This window comes from Marinospirillum minutulum DSM 6287 (genome assembly GCF_000422325.1).
In the GTDB taxonomy this organism is placed as follows: Bacteria; Pseudomonadota; Gammaproteobacteria; order Pseudomonadales; family Halomonadaceae; genus Marinospirillum; species Marinospirillum minutulum.
In genome coordinates, this window is sequence record NZ_AULO01000015.1 from 48,639 (window position 1) to 66,794 (window position 18,156).

Below are 18,156 nucleotides of genomic sequence, written 5' to 3' on the forward strand. Positions count from 1 at the left end.
GGTTGCATAACTAGTTGCTGGCTAAGGGAACTACTTTTTTGAGCTTTTATTTTGTCCTATGGCTGCTTCAATTACTTCAGTTTTGGTGTAGCGCACATCCTGCCCTTCAACTAGATAAATAACGTATTCAGCCAAGTTGCTAGCATGGTCGCCAACACGCTCAAGTGAGCGTAATACCCACATAATGTTCATCACCTGTGAAATAGCCCGTGGGTCTTCCATCATAAAAGTAACCAGTGAACGGGTTGCTGACTGGTATTCTAAATCAACATTTTTGTCTTCGTGCAAAACCGCTAGGGCTTGGGCTGTATCAAAGCGGGCAAAAGCATTGAGGGCATCTTGTACCATTTTTCTAACTAGGTTACCTAGGTGTCTAGCTTCGATATAACCTCTAGGTGAACTGCCTTCTTCTGCTAGCTTTAAAGTAGCCTTGGCTACCTTGCTGGACTCATCACCAATCCGTTCTAAATCGGCGGTGGCACGTATTACCACTAGGACTAAACGTAAATCTGAGGCTGCTGGCTGGCGACGGGCTAGAATTTTTGTGCACTGCTCGTCTATATCGAGCTGTAGCTGATTAACTTCTTGGTCTTTTTCACATACAGCCTTAGCTAGCTGAGTGTCACCTTCGGTAAGGGATTGAATGGCATCATGAATTTGCTGCTCGACTAGACCACCCATTTCTAGCAGCTGGCTGCGTATTTCTTCTAGCTCTTGGTTAAATTTTTGAGAAATATGCGTGCTGTGACTTTCTTGGTTTATTTTCATTTTCTTGGCTCGTAAATAAGGAAAATTTGACTGTAAATAAGTGGTTAAAAAATTAGCCATAGCGACCTGTAATATAGTCTTCGGTTTGTTTTTGGCTGGGGTTGGTAAAGAGCTTATCGGTGTTATCAAACTCGATGACTTTGCCTAGGTACATAAAGGCGGTGTAGTCAGACACACGGGCAGCTTGTTGCATATTGTGGGTCACTATGATGATGGTGAACTTGTCTTTCAGGTTGTGAATCAGCTCTTCTATTTTTAAGGTTGAAATAGGGTCAAGGGCTGAAGCAGGCTCGTCTAATAGTAGAATTTCTGGCTTAATGGCAATGGTGCGTGCAATCACTAAACGCTGTTGCTGACCGCCCGACATACCCAAGGCCGATTCATGCAGACGGTCTTTGGTTTCTTCCCAAAGTGCTGCCGATTTTAATGCCCATTCCACGGTTTCATCTAATAGGCGCTTGTTATTAATGCCTTGAATGCGCAAACCATAGGCTACGTTTTCATAAATGGATTTAGGAAAAGGATTCGGCTTTTGAAACACCATGCCCACACGGCGACGTAAATCAGCCACGTCCACGCCCTTAGCATAGATATTTTGGTTATCTATAATCACTTCGCCATCAATGCTGACGCCATCCACCAAGTCATTCATGCGATTAAATGAGCGCAGTAGGGTGGATTTACCACAACCTGACGGGCCAATAAAAGCGGTAACCCTTTGCTTAGGAATTTGCAAAGTGATGTCTTTTAACGCTTGGCTTTTACCGTAGTAGAGGTTCATTTTTTGAACATCAATACTGGTGGTTTCTTGTGCCAAGTTCATTTGCTGGGTGTTGCGTCCTAAATCGGCCATTTTTATGGCGGGTGCGCTTGTGTTGTTATTTCGGGCGTTGTTCATGCTAATTACCTTTGTTCTTTAATCTATATAAGCGAGCGTTTTAAAGTGCTACATATCTAACGCACGGTATTTTTCTCTGAGACGGTTACGCAGGGTGATAGCCGTTAGGTTAAGTACGGCTATCACCACCACTAGCATTAGGGCCGTGGCATAAACTAAAGGCCTCGCTGCTTCTACGTTAGGGCTTTGGAAACCGACATCGTAAATATGAAAACCTAGGTGCATAAACTTACGCTCTAGGTGTAAAAAGGGGGCATTCATATCCATAGGCAAGTTGGGCGCTAATTTAACCACCCCAACCAGCATGAGTGGTGCTACTTCACCAGCGGCACGCGCAACAGCTAAAATTACGCCAGTCATCATGGCGGGGCTTGCCATAGGAATAATAATGCGCCATAGGGTTTCAAGTTTGGTTGCGCCCAGTGCCAGTGAACCCTCTCTAACCGAACGTGGAATGCGTGATAAACCTTCTTCCGTGGCAACAATAACTACTGGCAAGGTGAGTAACGCCAAGGTTAAAGAAGCCCACAGTAAACCGGGTGTGCCAAAAGTAGGTGCAGGTGCGGCTTCTGGGTAAAAGATTTTATCGAGATTGCCACCAATAAAATAAACAAAGAAACCTAAACCAAACACCCCGTAAACAATGGAAGGCACGCTGGCAAGGTTGTTAACGGCGATACGAATAACACGGGTAATAAAGCCTTGGCGAGCGTATTCCCTTAGGTAAACAGCGGTAACCACACCAAAGGGCGTGACCAATACCGACATAATTAGCACCATCATGACCGTACCGAAAATTGCAGGGAAAATACCGCCTTCCGTATTGGCTTCACGTGGGTCGTCGGATACAAACTCCCAAAGCTTGGCAAAGTAGTGACTTATTTTTTGCCCCAAACTCATATTATTAGGCTGGTAGGCACGTACAATTTTACTGAAGTTAATTTCTTTGCTTTGCCCATCTGCCGTTACAACTATAAGGCTGCTAGTGGCTAGTGATTGGTAAAGGGCTCTTAATTCTGTTTCAAGCAGCGCATAGTCTGTTTGAAAGCTGGCTCTTTTTGCCTGTAATTCTGCTAGGTTTTCTGGCGTATCTTCGCCTTTTAGCTCTAAGCGTCTTTCATCTAAGCGCAGTTGTTCAAGCTGATAGTTAATAGCACCAATTGCGCCCTTTTCTAAGTCTTCAATCTGGTCTTGAATTAAACGGGTTTGCTCAATGCGTTCGACAACGGCAGGCCAAAGTTGGTTACTGCCTTTTTCTTGTTCAGCAACCAGCTGGTCTTTATCTTTGATAGCGAGAATAAAACCATAAAAGTTACCCTGCTCACGGCGCTCAAAACTGGTGGCATAAGCTGGGTAATCTAGGTTGCTTAGCTGGTTTTCTAATGCCCAACGAAAATCTGAACCATAGACATCACGGTTACCGACTTTAATTAGTTGGCGCCCTAAGAGGTCTACCCCTTCAGGAACCGCTATGCCTGAGTTGCGAATTTGTTCAGCGGTAACTTCTTCTCTTTGTACTTGTTCACCTAAGACTTGAATTTGTAAATCTTGATCTTGGGTATAGGTGTATTCTTGTAGCGTGGCAGGCCAAAAATGCACCAACCCACGTGAGGCGACTATGCCAAGTAACCCCAGCACTAACACCACACTAATGGCAACCGCACTGGCGCTTAGCCAGATCCAGGGTGAACCACTGCGAACCCAATCTTTTAATGAAATTTGCATTAATTTTAACTCCTAAATATGTTTCTGTGCCGTGGCTTAAAGGGAGCTGTACTTTTTGCGTAATCTTTGGCGAACAACTTCTGCCAAGGTGTTAACCACAAAAGTAAATAAGAAGAGCACCAGCGCAGCTAAGAAGAGCACCCGATAATGGCTACTGCCTACGGCTGACTCACCCATTTCAACAGCAATGTTGGCGGCTAGGGTTCGCATACCTTCAAAAATATTGGCATTCATAACGGCAGTGTTACCCGTTGCCATTAGTACAATCATGGTTTCGCCCACTGCACGCCCCATGCCTATCATCACCGCAGAGAAAATACCGGGACTGGCGGTAGGTAAAACCACTCTTACCAAGGTTTGCCAAGTGGTTGCACCTAAGGCAAGGGAGCCATGACTTAAGGATTTAGGTACGCCGTAAAGTGCATCTTCAGCAATGGAATAAATGGTAGGAATAACCGCAAAGCCCATCGCAAAACCCACCACCATGGCATTACGCTGGTCAAAAGGAATGCCTAAATCATTGGTAAGCCAGTTGCGCATATCGCCAGCAAAGAACCAAATTTCTAAAGGCTGACTCATGGCAAAAGAGAACCAACTAAGAAAAATAACCAGCGGAATAACCAAAACTAGGTGCCAGCTTTCAGGTACACGGTGACGAATGTTGGCGGGAAGCTGCGCCCAAGCAAAGGCAAAAGTAAGAATACCCAGTGGCATAATTACGAGTAGCGCAAATACGCCGGTTAAATGGCTTTCCATAAAAGGTGCTAAGAATAAACCAGCAAAAAAGCCCAGAATAACGGTGGGCAAGGCTTCCATTAATTCAATAACCGGTTTTACCTTGTTACGCACTGCTGGCGCCATAAAGTAGGCAGTGTACATAGCACCACAAACCGCCAAAGGTACCGATAACAACATGGCATAAAAGGCGGCTTTTAACGTACCAAAAGCTAAGGGCGTTAAGCTGAACTTGGGTTCAAATTCAGTTGAAGCCGAAGAAGACTGCCAAGTGTATTCAGGTTCTTCATAACCTTCGTACCACACCTTGCCCCACAGGGATTTAAGTGAAGTTTCTGGGTGTTGGTTATCGATTGCAAAATTATGTACCACGCCCTGATTGTCTTGTACTAAAAGCATCGAAGCACGAGGTGCCAGGCTAATTAAAGCCGGTTTGCTGTCAGTCAGTAGTTGTAGGTCTAGGGCTTTTTTCTCAGCGGTGGTGTTAAAAACTCCGGCACGCCCCGTGGTATCTATAGCAACAAAACCTTTACGGCGCTGTTCGGCTTCTAGAATAGCAATGGGTGCATCCCCTAACTTTAGGGTGCGAATGTGGGTTAAGCGTTGGGCCTTGTCTGCATTTCTAACCATAAACCATTGGCTAACCTGCCCTTGGTTATCACCAATTAGTAGTGATTGCTGACCTAGCTGGAAAACCATTTGTGTTACTTGTTGGTTAGCTAGGGTTAACTGAACACTGTGATCTAAAACAATAGCATTTAAGTTTTGAGCGTTATAAACATCGAGCTGCCCATTGGCGGTTAGCGCAAAAATATAACGTGCTTCAGGGGCAATAAGTAGACGCTGATAATTTGTTTGACTAGGAAAAGTTAGCGGTATAAGGGTTTCTACCGAAGCACCGGTAATAAAGTTAGTGCGCTGCTCTACCTTGGTTAAAACCACTTCACCCTGGTTAACTAACCCAGCAACTAAAAAGCCATCGTGAAGTTTTTGGTAGGTTACTTGTTGAATGGCACGCTGTAACGGGTCGAGCTGCAAAGGACTGGTATTAAATAGCGGTGTCACTGTGGGTTTAATACCACCCCGCTCACCTTGTTGGTTATATTGCACCTGAAAGCGGGTAGTAACCGCCAGCACTTCACCATTACTTAAACCCATCATTAGGTTAGTGTCGCTGGGGGTTTTCTCTTTAATGCTGGTGATGCTGGCTTCGCCTAAGGGCAACTGATGGCGGGCTTTTTCTGTGCCATCTTGGGTACTAAAAAAAACCAGCTGCCCTTGGTTAGTCAAAATACCTGCCTGTTCATTTTGCTCTTCAGTAATCAAAGCAAGATTTTGACTGGTGGCTAACTCACTGGGTAAAGAAAAACTGCTGGTTGTTTCAAGGGTGGCGCTTTTAAACAGGGGAACCACTTCATAAAGCAGATAAAAGAAAATAAGGGTAATCGCTACTATGACACCCATGCCACCAGCAGCAATACCGTAACGGGCAAAAATATCTTTAAATGCCCGAAATTTACGGCGTTTTTTTATACCAGAGCTATTTAATCGCTGCTCTAAAACTGAAGAAATGTCCTTCATGGCTTAACCTTTACAAATTGCTTGGAGAACTACTTAAGGGTTACTTGGGTGCAATCTAAGCTTTTTATGTGACAGTTAAATGACAAAAGAGAAGAAGCCCTAAGACTTCTTCTCTTTCTTGATTAGCTAACTAGGTTATTTAAAGTGCTAAATCCTTACGTAGTTTTTCAGCCAGTGAAGCAGGTAAAGGCACATAACCATCACGTACCACTACCTCTTGCCCTTGTTTAGAAAGTATTAATTTTACAAACTCTCTATCTAAGGGTTGCATAGGTTGGTTAGGGCGCTTGTTCACATAAACGTATAAAAAGCGTGATAGTGGGAACTCACCAGAAGCTGCTTGTTCTGGCGTGGCATCAACAAAAGGCTCACCCGCTTTAGTGGCTAGTGGCACAGTACGTACTGATGAGGTGCGGTAGCCAATGCCTGAGTAGCCTATGGCATTCAGCGAGGTTGAAATTGATTGAACCACCGAAGCGGAACCAGGCTGTTCGTTAACGCTGTTTTTAAAGTCGCCTTTACATAGGGCGTTGTCTTTAAAATAGCCATAAGTACCCGATACTGAGTTACGCCCATAAAGTTGAATGGGACGATTAGCCCAAGCACCGGTCATGCCTAAATCACCCCAGCGGTCAATATTCTTTTCTGCACCGCAGCGACGGGTAGAAGAAAAGATGGCATCAACCTGATCGATGGTTAGCCCTTTAATGGGGTTATCTTTGTGTACAAAAATGGCTAGCGCATCAATGGCCACAGGCACAGCCGTAGGACGGTAGCCATGACGTGCTTCAAAGGCTTCTATTTCACTGTCTTTCATCATGCGAGACATAGGTCCAAGGTTAGAAGTGCCTTCAGCCAGAGCCGGTGGCGCAGTAGAAGAGCCAGCGGCTTGAATTTGAATATTAACGTTAGGGTAGTTGTTTTTGAATTCTTCTGCCCAAAGTGTCATTAAATTAGCTAAGGTATCTGAGCCTTGGCTAGTTAAGTTGCCAGACACACCGCTGGTACGGGTATAATCAGGTAGCTTGGGATCAACTGCTGCAAGAGTGCTGGTGGTTAATAGAGCAGCCGTTAAGCCAAGCGCTGCACCTAAAACATTCATTTTTAGAGTCATATGTTTCTCCATTTCATCGTCTTTTTTAAAACTGGTTTTTATTTACTGGGCTGAAGCTTAAGCTAGGTAAATGACAGTTTGATGAAACAGGTTTGCTTTCTAGACTATTGCAGGTAATATTTTCCTATATCGCAGTTGCGAACAATAAAGATAAAATAAAACGGATACCAGCATGACAGAATTAGATGACCATGAAGATAACCCAGGCCCTGAAGGCCAGTTAACTTTAAAGCTAGTTGCAACACCTAAAGATACCAATATGCATGGTGATATTTCTGCAGCTTGGGTGGTTGCACAAATGGAGCAGGCAGCGGAATTGGCTGCTGCACGTTTAGCAAAAGGGCGTACTGCAACAGTAGCCTTAGCAAGCATGGATTTTCTTTGCCCTGTACGTTTGGGCAGCATGGTGCAGGTACATTCTCAGCTAGTAGAAACAGGCACTAGCTCGATGAAAATTAGTGTTGAAGTGTGGATTTTGCCACCCAATGAGAAAGACCCCAATAGCTTATATAAGGTAACGGAAGCTACCTTTGTTATGGTTGCATTAGATGATAAAGGGCGTATTCGTACTCTGCCAGGTAGCTAGTAGTCCTGCTCTCGATAAGGTTGTTGACACTTACAAGGCTAACTTTGAACTAATTAGTCTCGATTACTGAGTGTCTTGTTTTGCTGGTTTAAGCGGTCAATAAGCTTAATAATAATCTGGTCTTTAATTTTTTCACGCGCTGAGGGTGCTAGATTTTTTAAGGCCAGGCGACTGCAACGAAACATAACGGTTTGCTTGAGAGCAACTACATTAGCGCTACGAGGGTTATCCGTTAAAAATGCGGCCTCGCCAATTGTTTCGCCTGGTGGTATTTTAGCAACTGCAACCTCTTTGCCTGCTTCATTAGTGATGCGTACTTCTAGCTCTCCGCTAAGTGGTATATACAAGGTAGGGTCAATGGTTCCTTCTTTTATTACGTACTCGCCCTCTTCTGCAAGTACAATCATGCCTTTACCTTCTACTAAGAGTGTTATATCGGTATCAGTAAAGTCTTTGAAGAATTCTAGGCGGTTTAGAAGCTGAATAACCTTGTGCCTTAGCGTGTTGATTTGTTTCATTGTAAAGCTTCCATTTAGTAATCGTTATTAGTCAGTCTAGAATAGCAGAGCTAAAGGAAATTTAACTGTGATCTAGGTTGATAATTGTTACTAAAAAGTTGGTTATGTTTTAAATTTACAGGGTTGAAATCCTTCTTGTTAGCCTTTACAAATGGTTTTTCAAAATTTTGTAAAAAAGCTAAAGAAACTATGAACTAAGTTAATTAGAGGTGAAAGATTTGAAGCCACAAGGCTTGCCAGACTATTACCGGCAAAAAATAAACCTACATGACGAACTGGAAAAACAGTTTCGTAAAGAGCTGCTTAAGCTCGATGAACAAAAGCAAATGCCTGATCCAGATCAGGCATTACGTAGTGAAATTGAAGCCTTGCTTAAGCAATATAGTTTTACTCCTACCAAGATGTTTGAAATTCTCTCTTGAAACTTTGTTAGCCTGCCCCCATTTATGTGATACCTAACCAGTTCAGCATGAATCAACGCAAGGGTGCTCCACAGCACCCGGTTTACGGAGTTAAATATGAGCAAGCAAGAAGAAGTCCAAGAGCAAACTGAAGCAGAGTTGCAAGAAGAAGCCACAGCTGCAGAAGTTGGACAGGGTCAAGAAATGAGCCCAGAAGAAGAAATTGCTAGTCTGTCTGCTCAGGTAGAAGGTTTACAGCAAGAAATCGCCTCTGCTCGTGACCAAATGTTACGTGCTGCTGCGGAAGCACAAAATGTAAGACGCCGTGCTGAAGCTGACGTAGAAAAAGCACACAAGTTTGCGCTAGAAAAATTTGCACGAGAGCTATTACCCGTTGTGGATAGTTTAGAAAAAGCCACAGAAGCAATGGCTGGCGCAGATGAATCACAAAAAGAAGGCGTGGAAATGACCTTGCAGCTATATTTAGCTGCAATGGAGAAGTTTCAAATCAAGCAACTCAATCCTTTAGGTCAAACTTTTGACCCGCAATACCATGAAGCTATGAGCATGGTGCCTAATCCTGCTATGCCTTCAAATTCAGTAATGGATGTATTGCAAAAGGGCTACACCCTAAATAATCGCTTACTGCGTCCTGCGATGGTTGTCGTAGCAACAGGTGGCGAAGCAAAAAAAATTGATGAGACGGCTTGAAATACAACAAGCCAGCACACATTAAATAGATAAGCGAATTGAACTTACTTTCGGAGATTAAATTATGGGTCGCATTATAGGTATTGACCTAGGTACCACTAACTCATGTATTGCTGTTTTAGATGGTGATAAGCCTAAGGTTATTGAAAACGCTGAAGGTGGACGTACTACCCCTTCTATTATTGCTTATGCTGAAGATGGCGAAATTTTAGTTGGCCAAAGCGCCAAGCGCCAAGCAGTTACCAACCCACATAACACCCTTTATGCTATTAAGCGTTTAATTGGTCGTCGTTTTGATGAAGAAGTTGTTCAAAAAGACATCAAAATGGTGCCTTACAAAATTGTAAAAGCAGATAACGCAGATGCTTGGGTAGAAGTGAACGGCAAAAAAATGGCGCCGCCACAAATTTCTGCTGAAGTGTTGAAGAAGATGAAAGCAACAGCAGAAGACTATTTAGGTGAAGAAGTAACAGAAGCTGTTATTACTGTGCCTGCTTACTTTAATGACAGTCAGCGTCAAGCAACTAAAGATGCTGGTCGTATTGCTGGTTTAGATGTTAAGCGTATTATTAACGAGCCAACTGCCGCAGCACTTGCTTACGGTATGGATAAGTCGCGCGGTGATAAAACGATAGCTGTTTATGACTTGGGTGGTGGTACTTTCGATATTTCAATTATCGAAATTGCTGATGTCGATGGCGAAACCCAATTCGAAGTTTTAGCAACCAACGGTGACACCTTCTTAGGTGGTGAAGACTTTGATATTCGCTTAATTGATTATTTGGCAGATGAATTCAAAAAAGACAATGGTGTAGACCTTAAAGGTGATCCTTTAGCGATGCAGCGTCTAAAAGAAGCTGCTGAAAAAGCTAAGATCGAACTATCATCTTCTCAGCAAACGGATGTGAACCTACCCTACATCACTGCTGATGCAAGCGGACCTAAGCACTTAAACGTTAAAGTTACTCGTGCCAAGCTAGAGTCACTCGTAGAAGACTTGGTTGAGCGTTCACTAGAGCCTTGCCGTGTTGCACTAAAAGATGCTGGTTTAGCTGTTGGTAAAATTGATGACGTTATTCTAGTGGGTGGTCAGATACGTATGCCACTCGTGCAAGCTAAGGTTGCTGATTTCTTTGGTAAAGAAGCACGTAAAGACGTTAACCCAGATGAAGCCGTTGCCGTTGGTGCTGCTATCCAAGGCGCTGTACTCGCTGGTGATGTAAAAGACGTTCTACTGCTAGACGTAACACCCCTAACACTGGGTATTGAGACCATGGGTGGCGTAATGACTTCTTTAATTGAGAAGAATACGACTATTCCAACTAAAAAGTCTCAGGTTTTCTCTACTGCAGAAGATAACCAAAATGCAGTAACCATCCACGTACTACAGGGTGAGCGTAAGCAAGCAGCACAGAATAAATCACTGGGCCGTTTTGACCTAGCCGATATTCCACCTGCACAGCGTGGTATGCCACAAATCGAAGTAACTTTTGACTTAGATGCTAACGGTATTCTTAACGTATCAGCTAAGGATAAAGCAACAGGTAAAGAGCAGTCGGTTGTTATCAAAGCTTCTTCTGGTTTGTCAGATGAAGAAGTAGAGAAAATGATACGGGATGCGGAAGCTAACGCAGCTGAAGATGCGAAGTTTGAAGAAATGGTTCAAGTTCGTAACCTAGCCGATGGCATGATTCACGCAACTCGCAAAACGCTGACAGATGCTGGAGATAAGGTTGAACCAGCAGAGAAAGAAGCAATTGAAGCAGCTATTGCTGAACTAGAAGAAGCAATGAAAGGCGATGACAAAGAAGCGATTGAAGCAAAAACGCAAGCCTTAACCGAAGCTTCTAGCGGCCTAGCCCAGAAGATGTACGCTGAAGAAGCTGCACAAGCTCAAGGTGCTGGAGAAGATGCTAATGCTTCAGCTGGTCCAGACGATGCCGTTGACGCAGAGTTTGAAGAAGTGAAAGAAGACGATAAGAAGTAAGTTTTCTGGTAACTCAAGTAGTATAAATAACAGACAACGCGGGATGCTTTCCCGCGTTGTCTTTATAAGATGGTTGAAACAGGCGGTGACAAAAAACCATGGCAAAACGTGATTATTACGAAATCCTAGGTGTAGAGCGGGGGGCTGATGAGAAAGACATCAAGAAGGCCTACCGTCGTCTGGCTATGAAATACCATCCGGACCGTAACTCAGATGATCCTGAAGCAGAAGATAAGTTTAAAGAAGCTACTGAAGCCTACGAGGTTTTAGCAGACGAAGAAAAGCGTGAGGCTTATGATCGCTTCGGCCATGCAGGCGTTGACCCACAAATGGGTGGCGGTGGTGGCGGCTTCTCTGGAGGCGGTTTTGGCGATGTGTTTGGTGACATGTTCGGCGATATCTTTTCCGGCGGAGGTTCAGGACGAGGTGGTCGTGGTGGTGCACAGCGTGGCTCAGATTTACGCTATCAGCTAGATTTAGACTTAGAAGATGCAGTTAAAGGTAGTAGTGTAAAAATTAAAGTACCAACTTTAGAAGAATGTCATCACTGTAATGGCAGTGGTTCTGAAGATGGCAAGGTTGAAACCTGTGGCACCTGTAATGGGATGGGGCAGGTACGCATGCAGCAGGGTTTTTTTGCTATACAGCAAACTTGTCCTACTTGTCATGGTGCGGGTAAATCAATACGCAATCCTTGTAAAAAATGCCACGGTGAAGGCAGAGTACAAAACACTAAAACACTAGAAGTTAAGATTCCTGCTGGTGTAGATACAGGTGATCGTATTCGTCTTTCAGGTGAAGGTGAAGCAGGTCGTATGGGTGGTCCTACGGGCGACCTTTATGTGCAGGTTAATGTACGTCCACACCCCATTTTTGAAAGAGACGGTGCTAACCTTTATTGTGAAGTACCCGTGAGCTTTGTTGATGCAACCCTAGGGGGTGAACTAGAAGTTCCAACCTTGCAAGGGCGTGTTAAATTAAAAATTCCAGCTGAAACACAAACAGGTAAACTTTTCCGTTTGCGTGGTAAGGGTGTTAAGCCGGTTAGAGGTGGTGCTCAGGGCGACTTGTTATGCCGTGTAGTACTAGAAACACCCGTTAATTTAAGTGAAGCGCAAAAAGATATATTGCGTCAGTTCCACGAAGACACTCGTGCAGACAAGCATTCACCTAAAAAGAGCAGTTGGTTTGATGGTGTGAAGAAGTTTTTTGAAGATATGAAGCCTTAAAGCTTACTTTTAGCCAAATAAAAACCCCTAGTCAAAAAGGCTAGGGGTTTTTTAATGCCTAGCGTTTTAGTTCTAGGCAAATAATTTAGCTTAGCGTTCGATAGCTAAAGCAACACCCTGACCACCACCAATACATAAAGTAGCTAGGCCTTTTTTAGCATCTTGCTTAAGCATTTCGTGTACTAAAGAAACCAAAACACGGCAACCAGAAGCACCAATAGGGTGACCTAAAGCAATAGCACCACCATTAACGTTTACCTTGCTAACATCCCAGCCGAGCTCACGGTTAACACAAAGCGCTTGGGCTGCAAAGGCTTCGTTAGCTTCAACCAAGTCTAGCTCGTTAATATCCCAGCCAGCTTTTTCTAAGCACAAGCGAGTGGCAGGAATAGGACCAGTACCCATAATTTTAGGGTCTACACCCGCAGAAGCATAAGATTTAATGCGTGCTAGTACAGTTAGGCCTAATTCTTCAGCTTTTTTAGCTGAACAAAGAATAACAGCCGCAGCACCATCGTTAATTGAAGAGGCGTTACCGGCAGTTACTGTACCGTCTTTTTTGAATGCAGGGCGCATAGTACCAAGCTTTTCAGCTGTTACATTGCGTGGGCCTTCGTCAGTATCAAAAACGATAGGGTCGCCTTTGCGCTGAGGAATGGTTACAGGGAAAATTTCATCTTTAAAACGGCCATCTGCTACAGCTTTAGATGCCTTAGCTTGAGAAGCGGCAGCAAACGCATCTTGGTCTTCACGGCTAATTTTAAACTGATCAACGATATTTTCAGTAGTAATACCCATGTGGTAATCGTTGAATGCATCCCACAAACCATCAACTATCATGGTGTCTTGTGCTGTCCAAGGACCCATGCGCTGACCGTTGCGTGAGTTAGGTAAAATATGCGGTGAAGCACTCATATTCTCTTGGCCACCGGCAATAATAATATCAGCATCACCACAACGAATAGCCTGAGTCGCTAGGTGAAGTGCTTTTAAACCAGAACCGCAAACCTTATTAATAGTCATGGCTGGTGTGCTTTCAGCTAAGCCAGCAGCTATAAGAGCTTGGCGTGCTGGGTTTTGGCCACAGCCAGCAGCTAATACCTGACCTAAAATTACCTCATCAACCTGTTCTGCTTTAATACCAGACTTTTCTAGTAGTCCTTTAATAACGGTTGCGCCTAACTCGTGAGCTGGAACATTGGCCAAAGTACCACCAAAACCACCAATAGCTGTACGTCCTGCGGCTACAATAACGACATCTTGCATTTTAATTCTCCAAATTAGCCTCAGTGAGGCAGGAAATAACGAATATTATCCATGGCTAAAGTTAAAAATGTACCAGAAGCTCAGTTAATTGCCTACTGCTTGTATTAAATTGACTTAAATTAGTTATAAAAAAAGGCAGCCTGGGCTGCCTTACTTATTCAGCTTTAAGAAACCTGAACTGGAATTGCGTCACTGGTATGGCTAACGGCATTGCCATCAGTCATATAAATCAGTGCTGGTTTGTGCTTTAAGCGTTCTTCTTCAGAATAGTTGGCATAGGCGCAAATAATTACTCGATCACCCACACTAGCCATGTGCGCAGCAGCGCCATTAACGGAAATAATACCACTGCCCTCTTCGCCACGAATAATATAGGTGGTAAAGCGCTTGCCGTTATCTAGGTTATAAATTTGAATTTGCTCATATTCATGCATGCCAGCCATATCCAGCAGGTTACCATCTATGGCACAGGAGCCTTCGTATTCAAGTACCGCATGAGTAACACGGGCTTGATGGAGCTTGGCTTTAAGTAAAATGGTTTGCATTGCGTAGTTTTACCTCGTTTATTTAATTACTGTCCCGCTGAACAATAAGGTTATCAATAAGGCGGGTTTTACCCAGCCTTGCAGCGATAAGAATGACCCAGCTTTTAGCATTTAAGCTGGCTGGGCTAAGGTCGATATTGCGAATTTCCACATATTCGGGTGCAAAGCCTTGTTCAGCAAGCCGAGCACGGGCTTGATGGTTTAGCTCATTGAAGTGGGTGTTACCCGTAGCAAGCTGTTTAGCCGTTTCTTTAAGTGTTGCATAAAGTGTTGGTGCTTTAGCTAGCTGTTCAGGGGTTAGGTAGCCATTGCGTGATGAAAGAGCAAGGCCTTCAGGTGTTCTATGCGTGGGCACATCAATTATTTTGATTGGAAAAGACAGATCTTCAACCAGCTTACGAATAACGCTAAGTTGCTGGTAGTCTTTTTGCCCAAAACAAGCAATATCAGGCTGCACAAAGTTAAATAGTTTGGTAACTATGGTTGCAACACCATCAAAATGCCCAGGACGCTTTTGCCCACATAAACCTTCGCTAACACCTGGTACAAGAACACGTGTTTGGTTCTCTTGGCCTTGGGGGTAAACCATTTCTACACTTGGCGTGAAGAGTAGATTGCACCCTGCGCTGGCAAGCTTGGCTTGGTCTGCCTCTAGAGTGCGTGGGTAGCTTTCGTAATCTTCATCAGGGTTAAACTGTAGAGGATTAACAAAAATTGTAGCAACGACTACATCTGCATGACGTTTAGCTTCTTCAACTAAGCGCAAGTGCCCTTGGTGAAGGTTGCCCATGGTTGGAACTAGCGCAATTTTTTTGCCTTCACTACGGTAGCTAGCAAGCTCTTGGCGTAGATCTGAAATATTGCTAAGTGTTTTTAGAGGCGAGTTCATTTAAAACAGTGTTCCTCTGCAGGAAAAGCACCCGACTTAACTTGTTGGTGGTAAGCAGCAAGGGCTTCAGGAATAGAGGTGGCACCTTGCATAAAGTTCTTAACAAATTTTGCTGTTTTTCCGACAGTAATACCTAACATATCGTGAAGTACAAGCACTTGTCCGTCAGTTTTGGGGCCAGCACCTATACCAATAACAGGGCATTTAACAGCTTTAGTTACCGCTTCACCTAGATCAGATGGTACGCACTCTAAAAGAAGTAATGAAGCACCAGCAGCTTCTAACTTAATAGCAGCTTCAACAAGTGCCTGACCCGCTTCGCCACGACCCTGTACCTTGTAACCCCCCATTTGATTAACCGTTTGAGGTGTTAGCCCCAAATGAGCACAAACAGGAATACCTCGCTGGGTTAGTTGAGTAATGCCTTCAGCTAGCCAAGCATCGCCTTCAATTTTCACTAGATGAGCGCCAGCACGCATAAGCGTTGCTGAGTTTTCTAGCAGAGATGCAAGGCTAGCATCTGACATAAAGGGCAGGTCAGCCATGATGAGTGCGTGCTGGTTACCACGTTTCACCGCTTGTGTATGGTAGGCAATATCTGCAACTGTGACAGGTAGCGTTGAGTCATGGCCTTGTAGAACCATACCTAACGAGTCTCCAACAAGCATTACCTCAACTCCTGCTTCGTTAATGCGAGTAGAGAAGGTGGAGTCATAACAAGTAAGCACGCTGAATTTTTCACCGGCTTCTTTTAACTCTCTTAAGGTGTTGATGGTAACAGTTTTCATGGACTGCTCCCTTGCAAGGATAGGTAAAATTGAATGCTACATTATAGTAATAATATAGAGAATAAAAAAATTATTGTTACCCCTCGTAACCAAAAAGTCAAAAGCTTGTCGTAGCTTTTGCTTCTAAGGGTAACACTTGGCTAGAAGCTTCTTTGCCAAGTTGTTGAATTAATTGCTTAACAGTACCAAGGCTAGGTATTAGTAAGTTTTCATTTAATTCAGCTAAGGGGCAGAGAACAAAAGCACGTTGAGCAATACCTGGGTGAGGCAGGGTTAGCTTTTCATCCGTTAACACCAGCGTATCGTATAACAAGATATCTAAATCTAAGGTGCGTGGACCCCAATGCCTTTCTCTTTTACGCTGATGCAAAGCTTCAAGGGTTTGAAGCTGAGTTAGCAAGGCCAAAGGTTCTAGTGTTGTCGTAATTTCAGCAACGGCATTAATAAAGTCAGGCTGGTCTTGTGGCCCAAAAGGTTTGCTTTGCCAGAGGTTTGATGCTTTTAATAAGCGAGTGTTGGGAAGGTTTGCCAGCTCAATCAAAGCATCAGAAACCTGCTTAACTGGGTTTTCAAGGTTGCTTCCTAGCCCTATCCAAACATTAGCCATAAAAATTACCCCTGGTTTGCTGCTACTGGTTTGCGTCGTCTTGGGTTACGGCGTTTTTTACCTGACTTTTTATTAGGTGAACGCCCTAAAGATGCAATTAATCTGTGCTGTTCAGCTTCATCTGCTTCTTGAAAGGCTGTCCACCAAGCAGCAGCCCCCTCCGTTTGCTCACCAGCGATTTCACGTAAGAGTAAAAAGTCATAAGCTGCGCGAAAACGTGGCATTTGTATAAGTGCCCAAGCACGTTTGCCTTGCCTTTGTGGTAGTTTTAATTGCAAATCCCAAATTTCTCGCATAGGAAAAGCAAAACGCTTAGGAATGGTTATATGTTGGTTTTGTCTTTGCAGTAGTCGGTTACCCGCTTGCTGCATGGCTGGAAAAGCAGGAACCCCATTATTTTGCAAATCATTAAAAATTTGTTTTAGTCCTGGCCAGAGTAGCGCTGCATATAAAAAGGCAGGTGTGACAGGGCGCCCTTCTTGAATACGAATGTCAGTATTCTTCATTGCCTGTTCTACCATTGCTAAAGCAAGAGGGTCTGTTTTAAATGCTTCATGACTGGCAGGGAATAAGAAAGCAAAAAGCCCATATTCACGTAATAAATGAAAAGTAGCCAAAGCTTGGCCTGCAAGTAGTAACTTTAGCACTTCATCAAACATCCGCGCTGGTGCTACTTGGAGCAGAAGGTTGGCTTGTTCACGTATGGGGGCTTCGGTTGCCGCTTCTAAGGTGAAGTTAAGTTTAGCAGCAAAACGTATGGCTCTTAGCATACGAACAGGGTCTTCACGGTAACGTGTAACTGGGTCACCAATTAAACGTAAGGTTCGGTTTTTTAAGTCTTCCAGTCCACCTGTGTAATCATGGATAGAAAAATCTTTAATGCTGTAATAGAGTGCATTAACCGTAAAGTCACGTCTTAGGGCATCTTCTTCAATAGACCCCCAAACATTATCTCGTAGCAACATTCCTTCATCGCTTTGCTTAATACGCTTGTCGCTAGTTTCTTGAGTTTTGCCACGAAAGGTGGTGACTTCAATAATCTCACGCCCAAAACGTACATGAACAATTCGAAAGCGTCGACCAATCATACGTGAGTTACGAAAAAGTTCAGCTACTTGTTCTGGCGTAGCATCTGTTGCTACATCAAAGTCTTTAGGGTTTCTGCCTAAAAGGCGATCACGGATTGAGCCACCCACTAAATAAGCCTGATAACCGCTTTTATGTAAACGGTAGAGAACTTTAAGCGCCCCTTCGTGTATTTCGCTACGAGAAATGGGGTGCTCTGAACGTGGCAAGATTTTTAGCTGAGGTTTATTGGCTAGACTTGGTTTGTTCATACGGGTTTTGATGTAACTGGTAATTCCTTTAATCATTTTGACCCAAGGTAAAAAGAAAGATGCAGCAGTTTAACCGACCTGTGTGATGGGGCAAAGGATGAAAGGCTTAAATTAGGAAAAGAAAAAGGGGAAGACATAAATGCCTTCCCCTTACTAGTCGATTATTTTTTTGAATCCATTCAGTTATCTAGGGTGAAAGTTCTAGATCGCCCTGAATACGTATCACAGTCACCAAATTGCAGCTGTTTTTTGTTTTTATTTATCTGCAAGGGCAGACCATCTCGTATTCAAAACAATTTAGCCTCAGCTTGGACATTTTCCCGGGTGCTTATTGTTTTTGTTCACCCTTTGGATGCAATTGATTTTATTTTTGTTTTTATCAATTCTTGCATCAGTTTTCGCTGAAGACCGGAGACCTTAGCTATTGTTGTTATTGTTTTGCTTTAAGCCGCTTCGCCTTTTTTTGTTTTT

17 protein-coding genes are annotated in these 18,156 nt (G+C 43.7%); 5 read left to right on the forward strand and 12 right to left on the reverse strand.

Going from position 1 to position 18,156, the window contains the following annotated elements; genetic code table 11:
• Positions 1 to 30: 30 nt before the first annotated feature.
• From phoU to H571_RS0109385, 5 genes are all read right to left on the reverse strand, one after another.
• Positions 31 to 768 (reverse strand): phosphate signaling complex protein PhoU, encoded by a 738-nt coding sequence (gene phoU / locus H571_RS0109365; RefSeq protein ID WP_027849071.1) that lies wholly within the window; start codon positions 766 to 768, stop codon positions 31 to 33.
• A gap of 52 nt (positions 769 to 820) precedes the next feature.
• Positions 821 to 1,591 (reverse strand): phosphate ABC transporter ATP-binding protein PstB, encoded by a 771-nt coding sequence (gene pstB, locus H571_RS0109370; RefSeq protein WP_425411354.1) that lies wholly within the window; start codon positions 1,589 to 1,591, stop codon positions 821 to 823.
• 123 nt (positions 1,592 to 1,714) lie between these two features.
• Entirely contained in the window at positions 1,715 to 3,391 is a 1,677-nt protein-coding gene (gene pstA, locus H571_RS0109375) for a phosphate ABC transporter permease PstA (protein ID WP_027849073.1), read from the reverse strand.
• Between the two features lie 36 nt (positions 3,392 to 3,427).
• Positions 3,428 to 5,707, reverse strand: a complete 2,280-nt coding sequence (locus H571_RS0109380) for an ABC transporter permease subunit (protein WP_027849074.1) — start codon at positions 5,705 to 5,707, stop codon at positions 3,428 to 3,430.
• Between the two features lie 139 nt (positions 5,708 to 5,846).
• Complete coding sequence (locus tag H571_RS0109385; protein ID WP_027849075.1) at positions 5,847 to 6,821, reverse strand: PstS family phosphate ABC transporter substrate-binding protein; 975 nt, start codon at positions 6,819 to 6,821, stop codon at positions 5,847 to 5,849.
• A gap of 172 nt (positions 6,822 to 6,993) precedes the next feature.
• On the opposite strand from H571_RS0109385, the gene H571_RS0109390 reads away from it, so the two are divergent.
• Positions 6,994 to 7,407, forward strand: a complete 414-nt coding sequence (locus H571_RS0109390) for an acyl-CoA thioesterase (RefSeq protein WP_027849076.1) — start codon at positions 6,994 to 6,996, stop codon at positions 7,405 to 7,407.
• A 53-nt stretch (positions 7,408 to 7,460) separates the two neighbouring features.
• Here H571_RS0109390 and H571_RS0109395 read toward each other — a convergent pair whose 3' ends face one another.
• Positions 7,461 to 7,925 (reverse strand): cyclic nucleotide-binding domain-containing protein, encoded by a 465-nt coding sequence (locus H571_RS0109395; RefSeq protein WP_027849077.1) that lies wholly within the window; start codon positions 7,923 to 7,925, stop codon positions 7,461 to 7,463.
• Positions 7,926 to 8,143: 218 nt separating this feature from the next.
• On the opposite strand from H571_RS0109395, the gene H571_RS0109400 reads away from it, so the two are divergent.
• From H571_RS0109400 to dnaJ, 4 genes are all read left to right on the forward strand, one after another.
• Positions 8,144 to 8,347 carry a hypothetical protein gene (locus H571_RS0109400; RefSeq protein WP_027849078.1) on the forward strand — a complete coding sequence of 68 codons (204 nt, stop codon included), beginning with the start codon at positions 8,144 to 8,146 and terminating at the stop codon, positions 8,345 to 8,347.
• Positions 8,348 to 8,443: 96 nt separating this feature from the next.
• Positions 8,444 to 9,037: a nucleotide exchange factor GrpE gene (grpE, locus tag H571_RS0109405; protein WP_027849079.1), complete on the forward strand. Its 594-nt coding sequence runs from the start codon at positions 8,444 to 8,446 to the stop codon at positions 9,035 to 9,037.
• Between the two features lie 64 nt (positions 9,038 to 9,101).
• Positions 9,102 to 11,024, forward strand: a complete 1,923-nt coding sequence (gene dnaK, locus H571_RS0109410) for a molecular chaperone DnaK (protein WP_027849080.1) — start codon at positions 9,102 to 9,104, stop codon at positions 11,022 to 11,024.
• A 98-nt stretch (positions 11,025 to 11,122) separates the two neighbouring features.
• Positions 11,123 to 12,253 (forward strand): molecular chaperone DnaJ, encoded by a 1,131-nt coding sequence (gene dnaJ / locus H571_RS0109415; protein WP_027849081.1) that lies wholly within the window; start codon positions 11,123 to 11,125, stop codon positions 12,251 to 12,253.
• A 90-nt stretch (positions 12,254 to 12,343) separates the two neighbouring features.
• On the opposite strand, the gene H571_RS0109420 is transcribed toward dnaJ, so the two are convergent.
• The 6 genes from H571_RS0109420 to pcnB form a co-directional block, all read right to left on the reverse strand.
• A complete protein-coding gene (locus H571_RS0109420; RefSeq protein WP_027849082.1) occupies positions 12,344 to 13,519 on the reverse strand; it encodes an acetyl-CoA C-acetyltransferase in 1,176 nt (391 codons plus the stop codon).
• Positions 13,520 to 13,683: 164 nt separating this feature from the next.
• Positions 13,684 to 14,064, reverse strand: coding sequence for an aspartate 1-decarboxylase (gene panD / locus H571_RS0109425; RefSeq protein WP_027849083.1), 381 nt, complete (start codon positions 14,062 to 14,064; stop codon positions 13,684 to 13,686).
• 22 nt (positions 14,065 to 14,086) lie between these two features.
• A complete protein-coding gene (gene panC / locus H571_RS0109430; RefSeq protein ID WP_027849084.1) occupies positions 14,087 to 14,953 on the reverse strand; it encodes a pantoate--beta-alanine ligase in 867 nt (288 codons plus the stop codon).
• Entirely contained in the window at positions 14,950 to 15,741 is a 792-nt protein-coding gene (panB, locus tag H571_RS0109435) for a 3-methyl-2-oxobutanoate hydroxymethyltransferase (protein ID WP_027849085.1), read from the reverse strand. The genes panC and panB overlap by 4 nt, the downstream gene beginning before the upstream one ends.
• A gap of 97 nt (positions 15,742 to 15,838) precedes the next feature.
• The gene (gene folK / locus H571_RS14835) at positions 15,839 to 16,348 is read right to left on the reverse strand and encodes a 2-amino-4-hydroxy-6-hydroxymethyldihydropteridine diphosphokinase (RefSeq protein WP_051168266.1); all 510 of its coding nucleotides are present in this window, start codon (positions 16,346 to 16,348) and stop codon (positions 15,839 to 15,841) included.
• A gap of 5 nt (positions 16,349 to 16,353) precedes the next feature.
• Positions 16,354 to 17,721, reverse strand: coding sequence for a polynucleotide adenylyltransferase PcnB (gene pcnB, locus H571_RS0109445; protein WP_027849086.1), 1,368 nt, complete (start codon positions 17,719 to 17,721; stop codon positions 16,354 to 16,356).
• Positions 17,722 to 18,156: the final 435 nt, after the last annotated feature.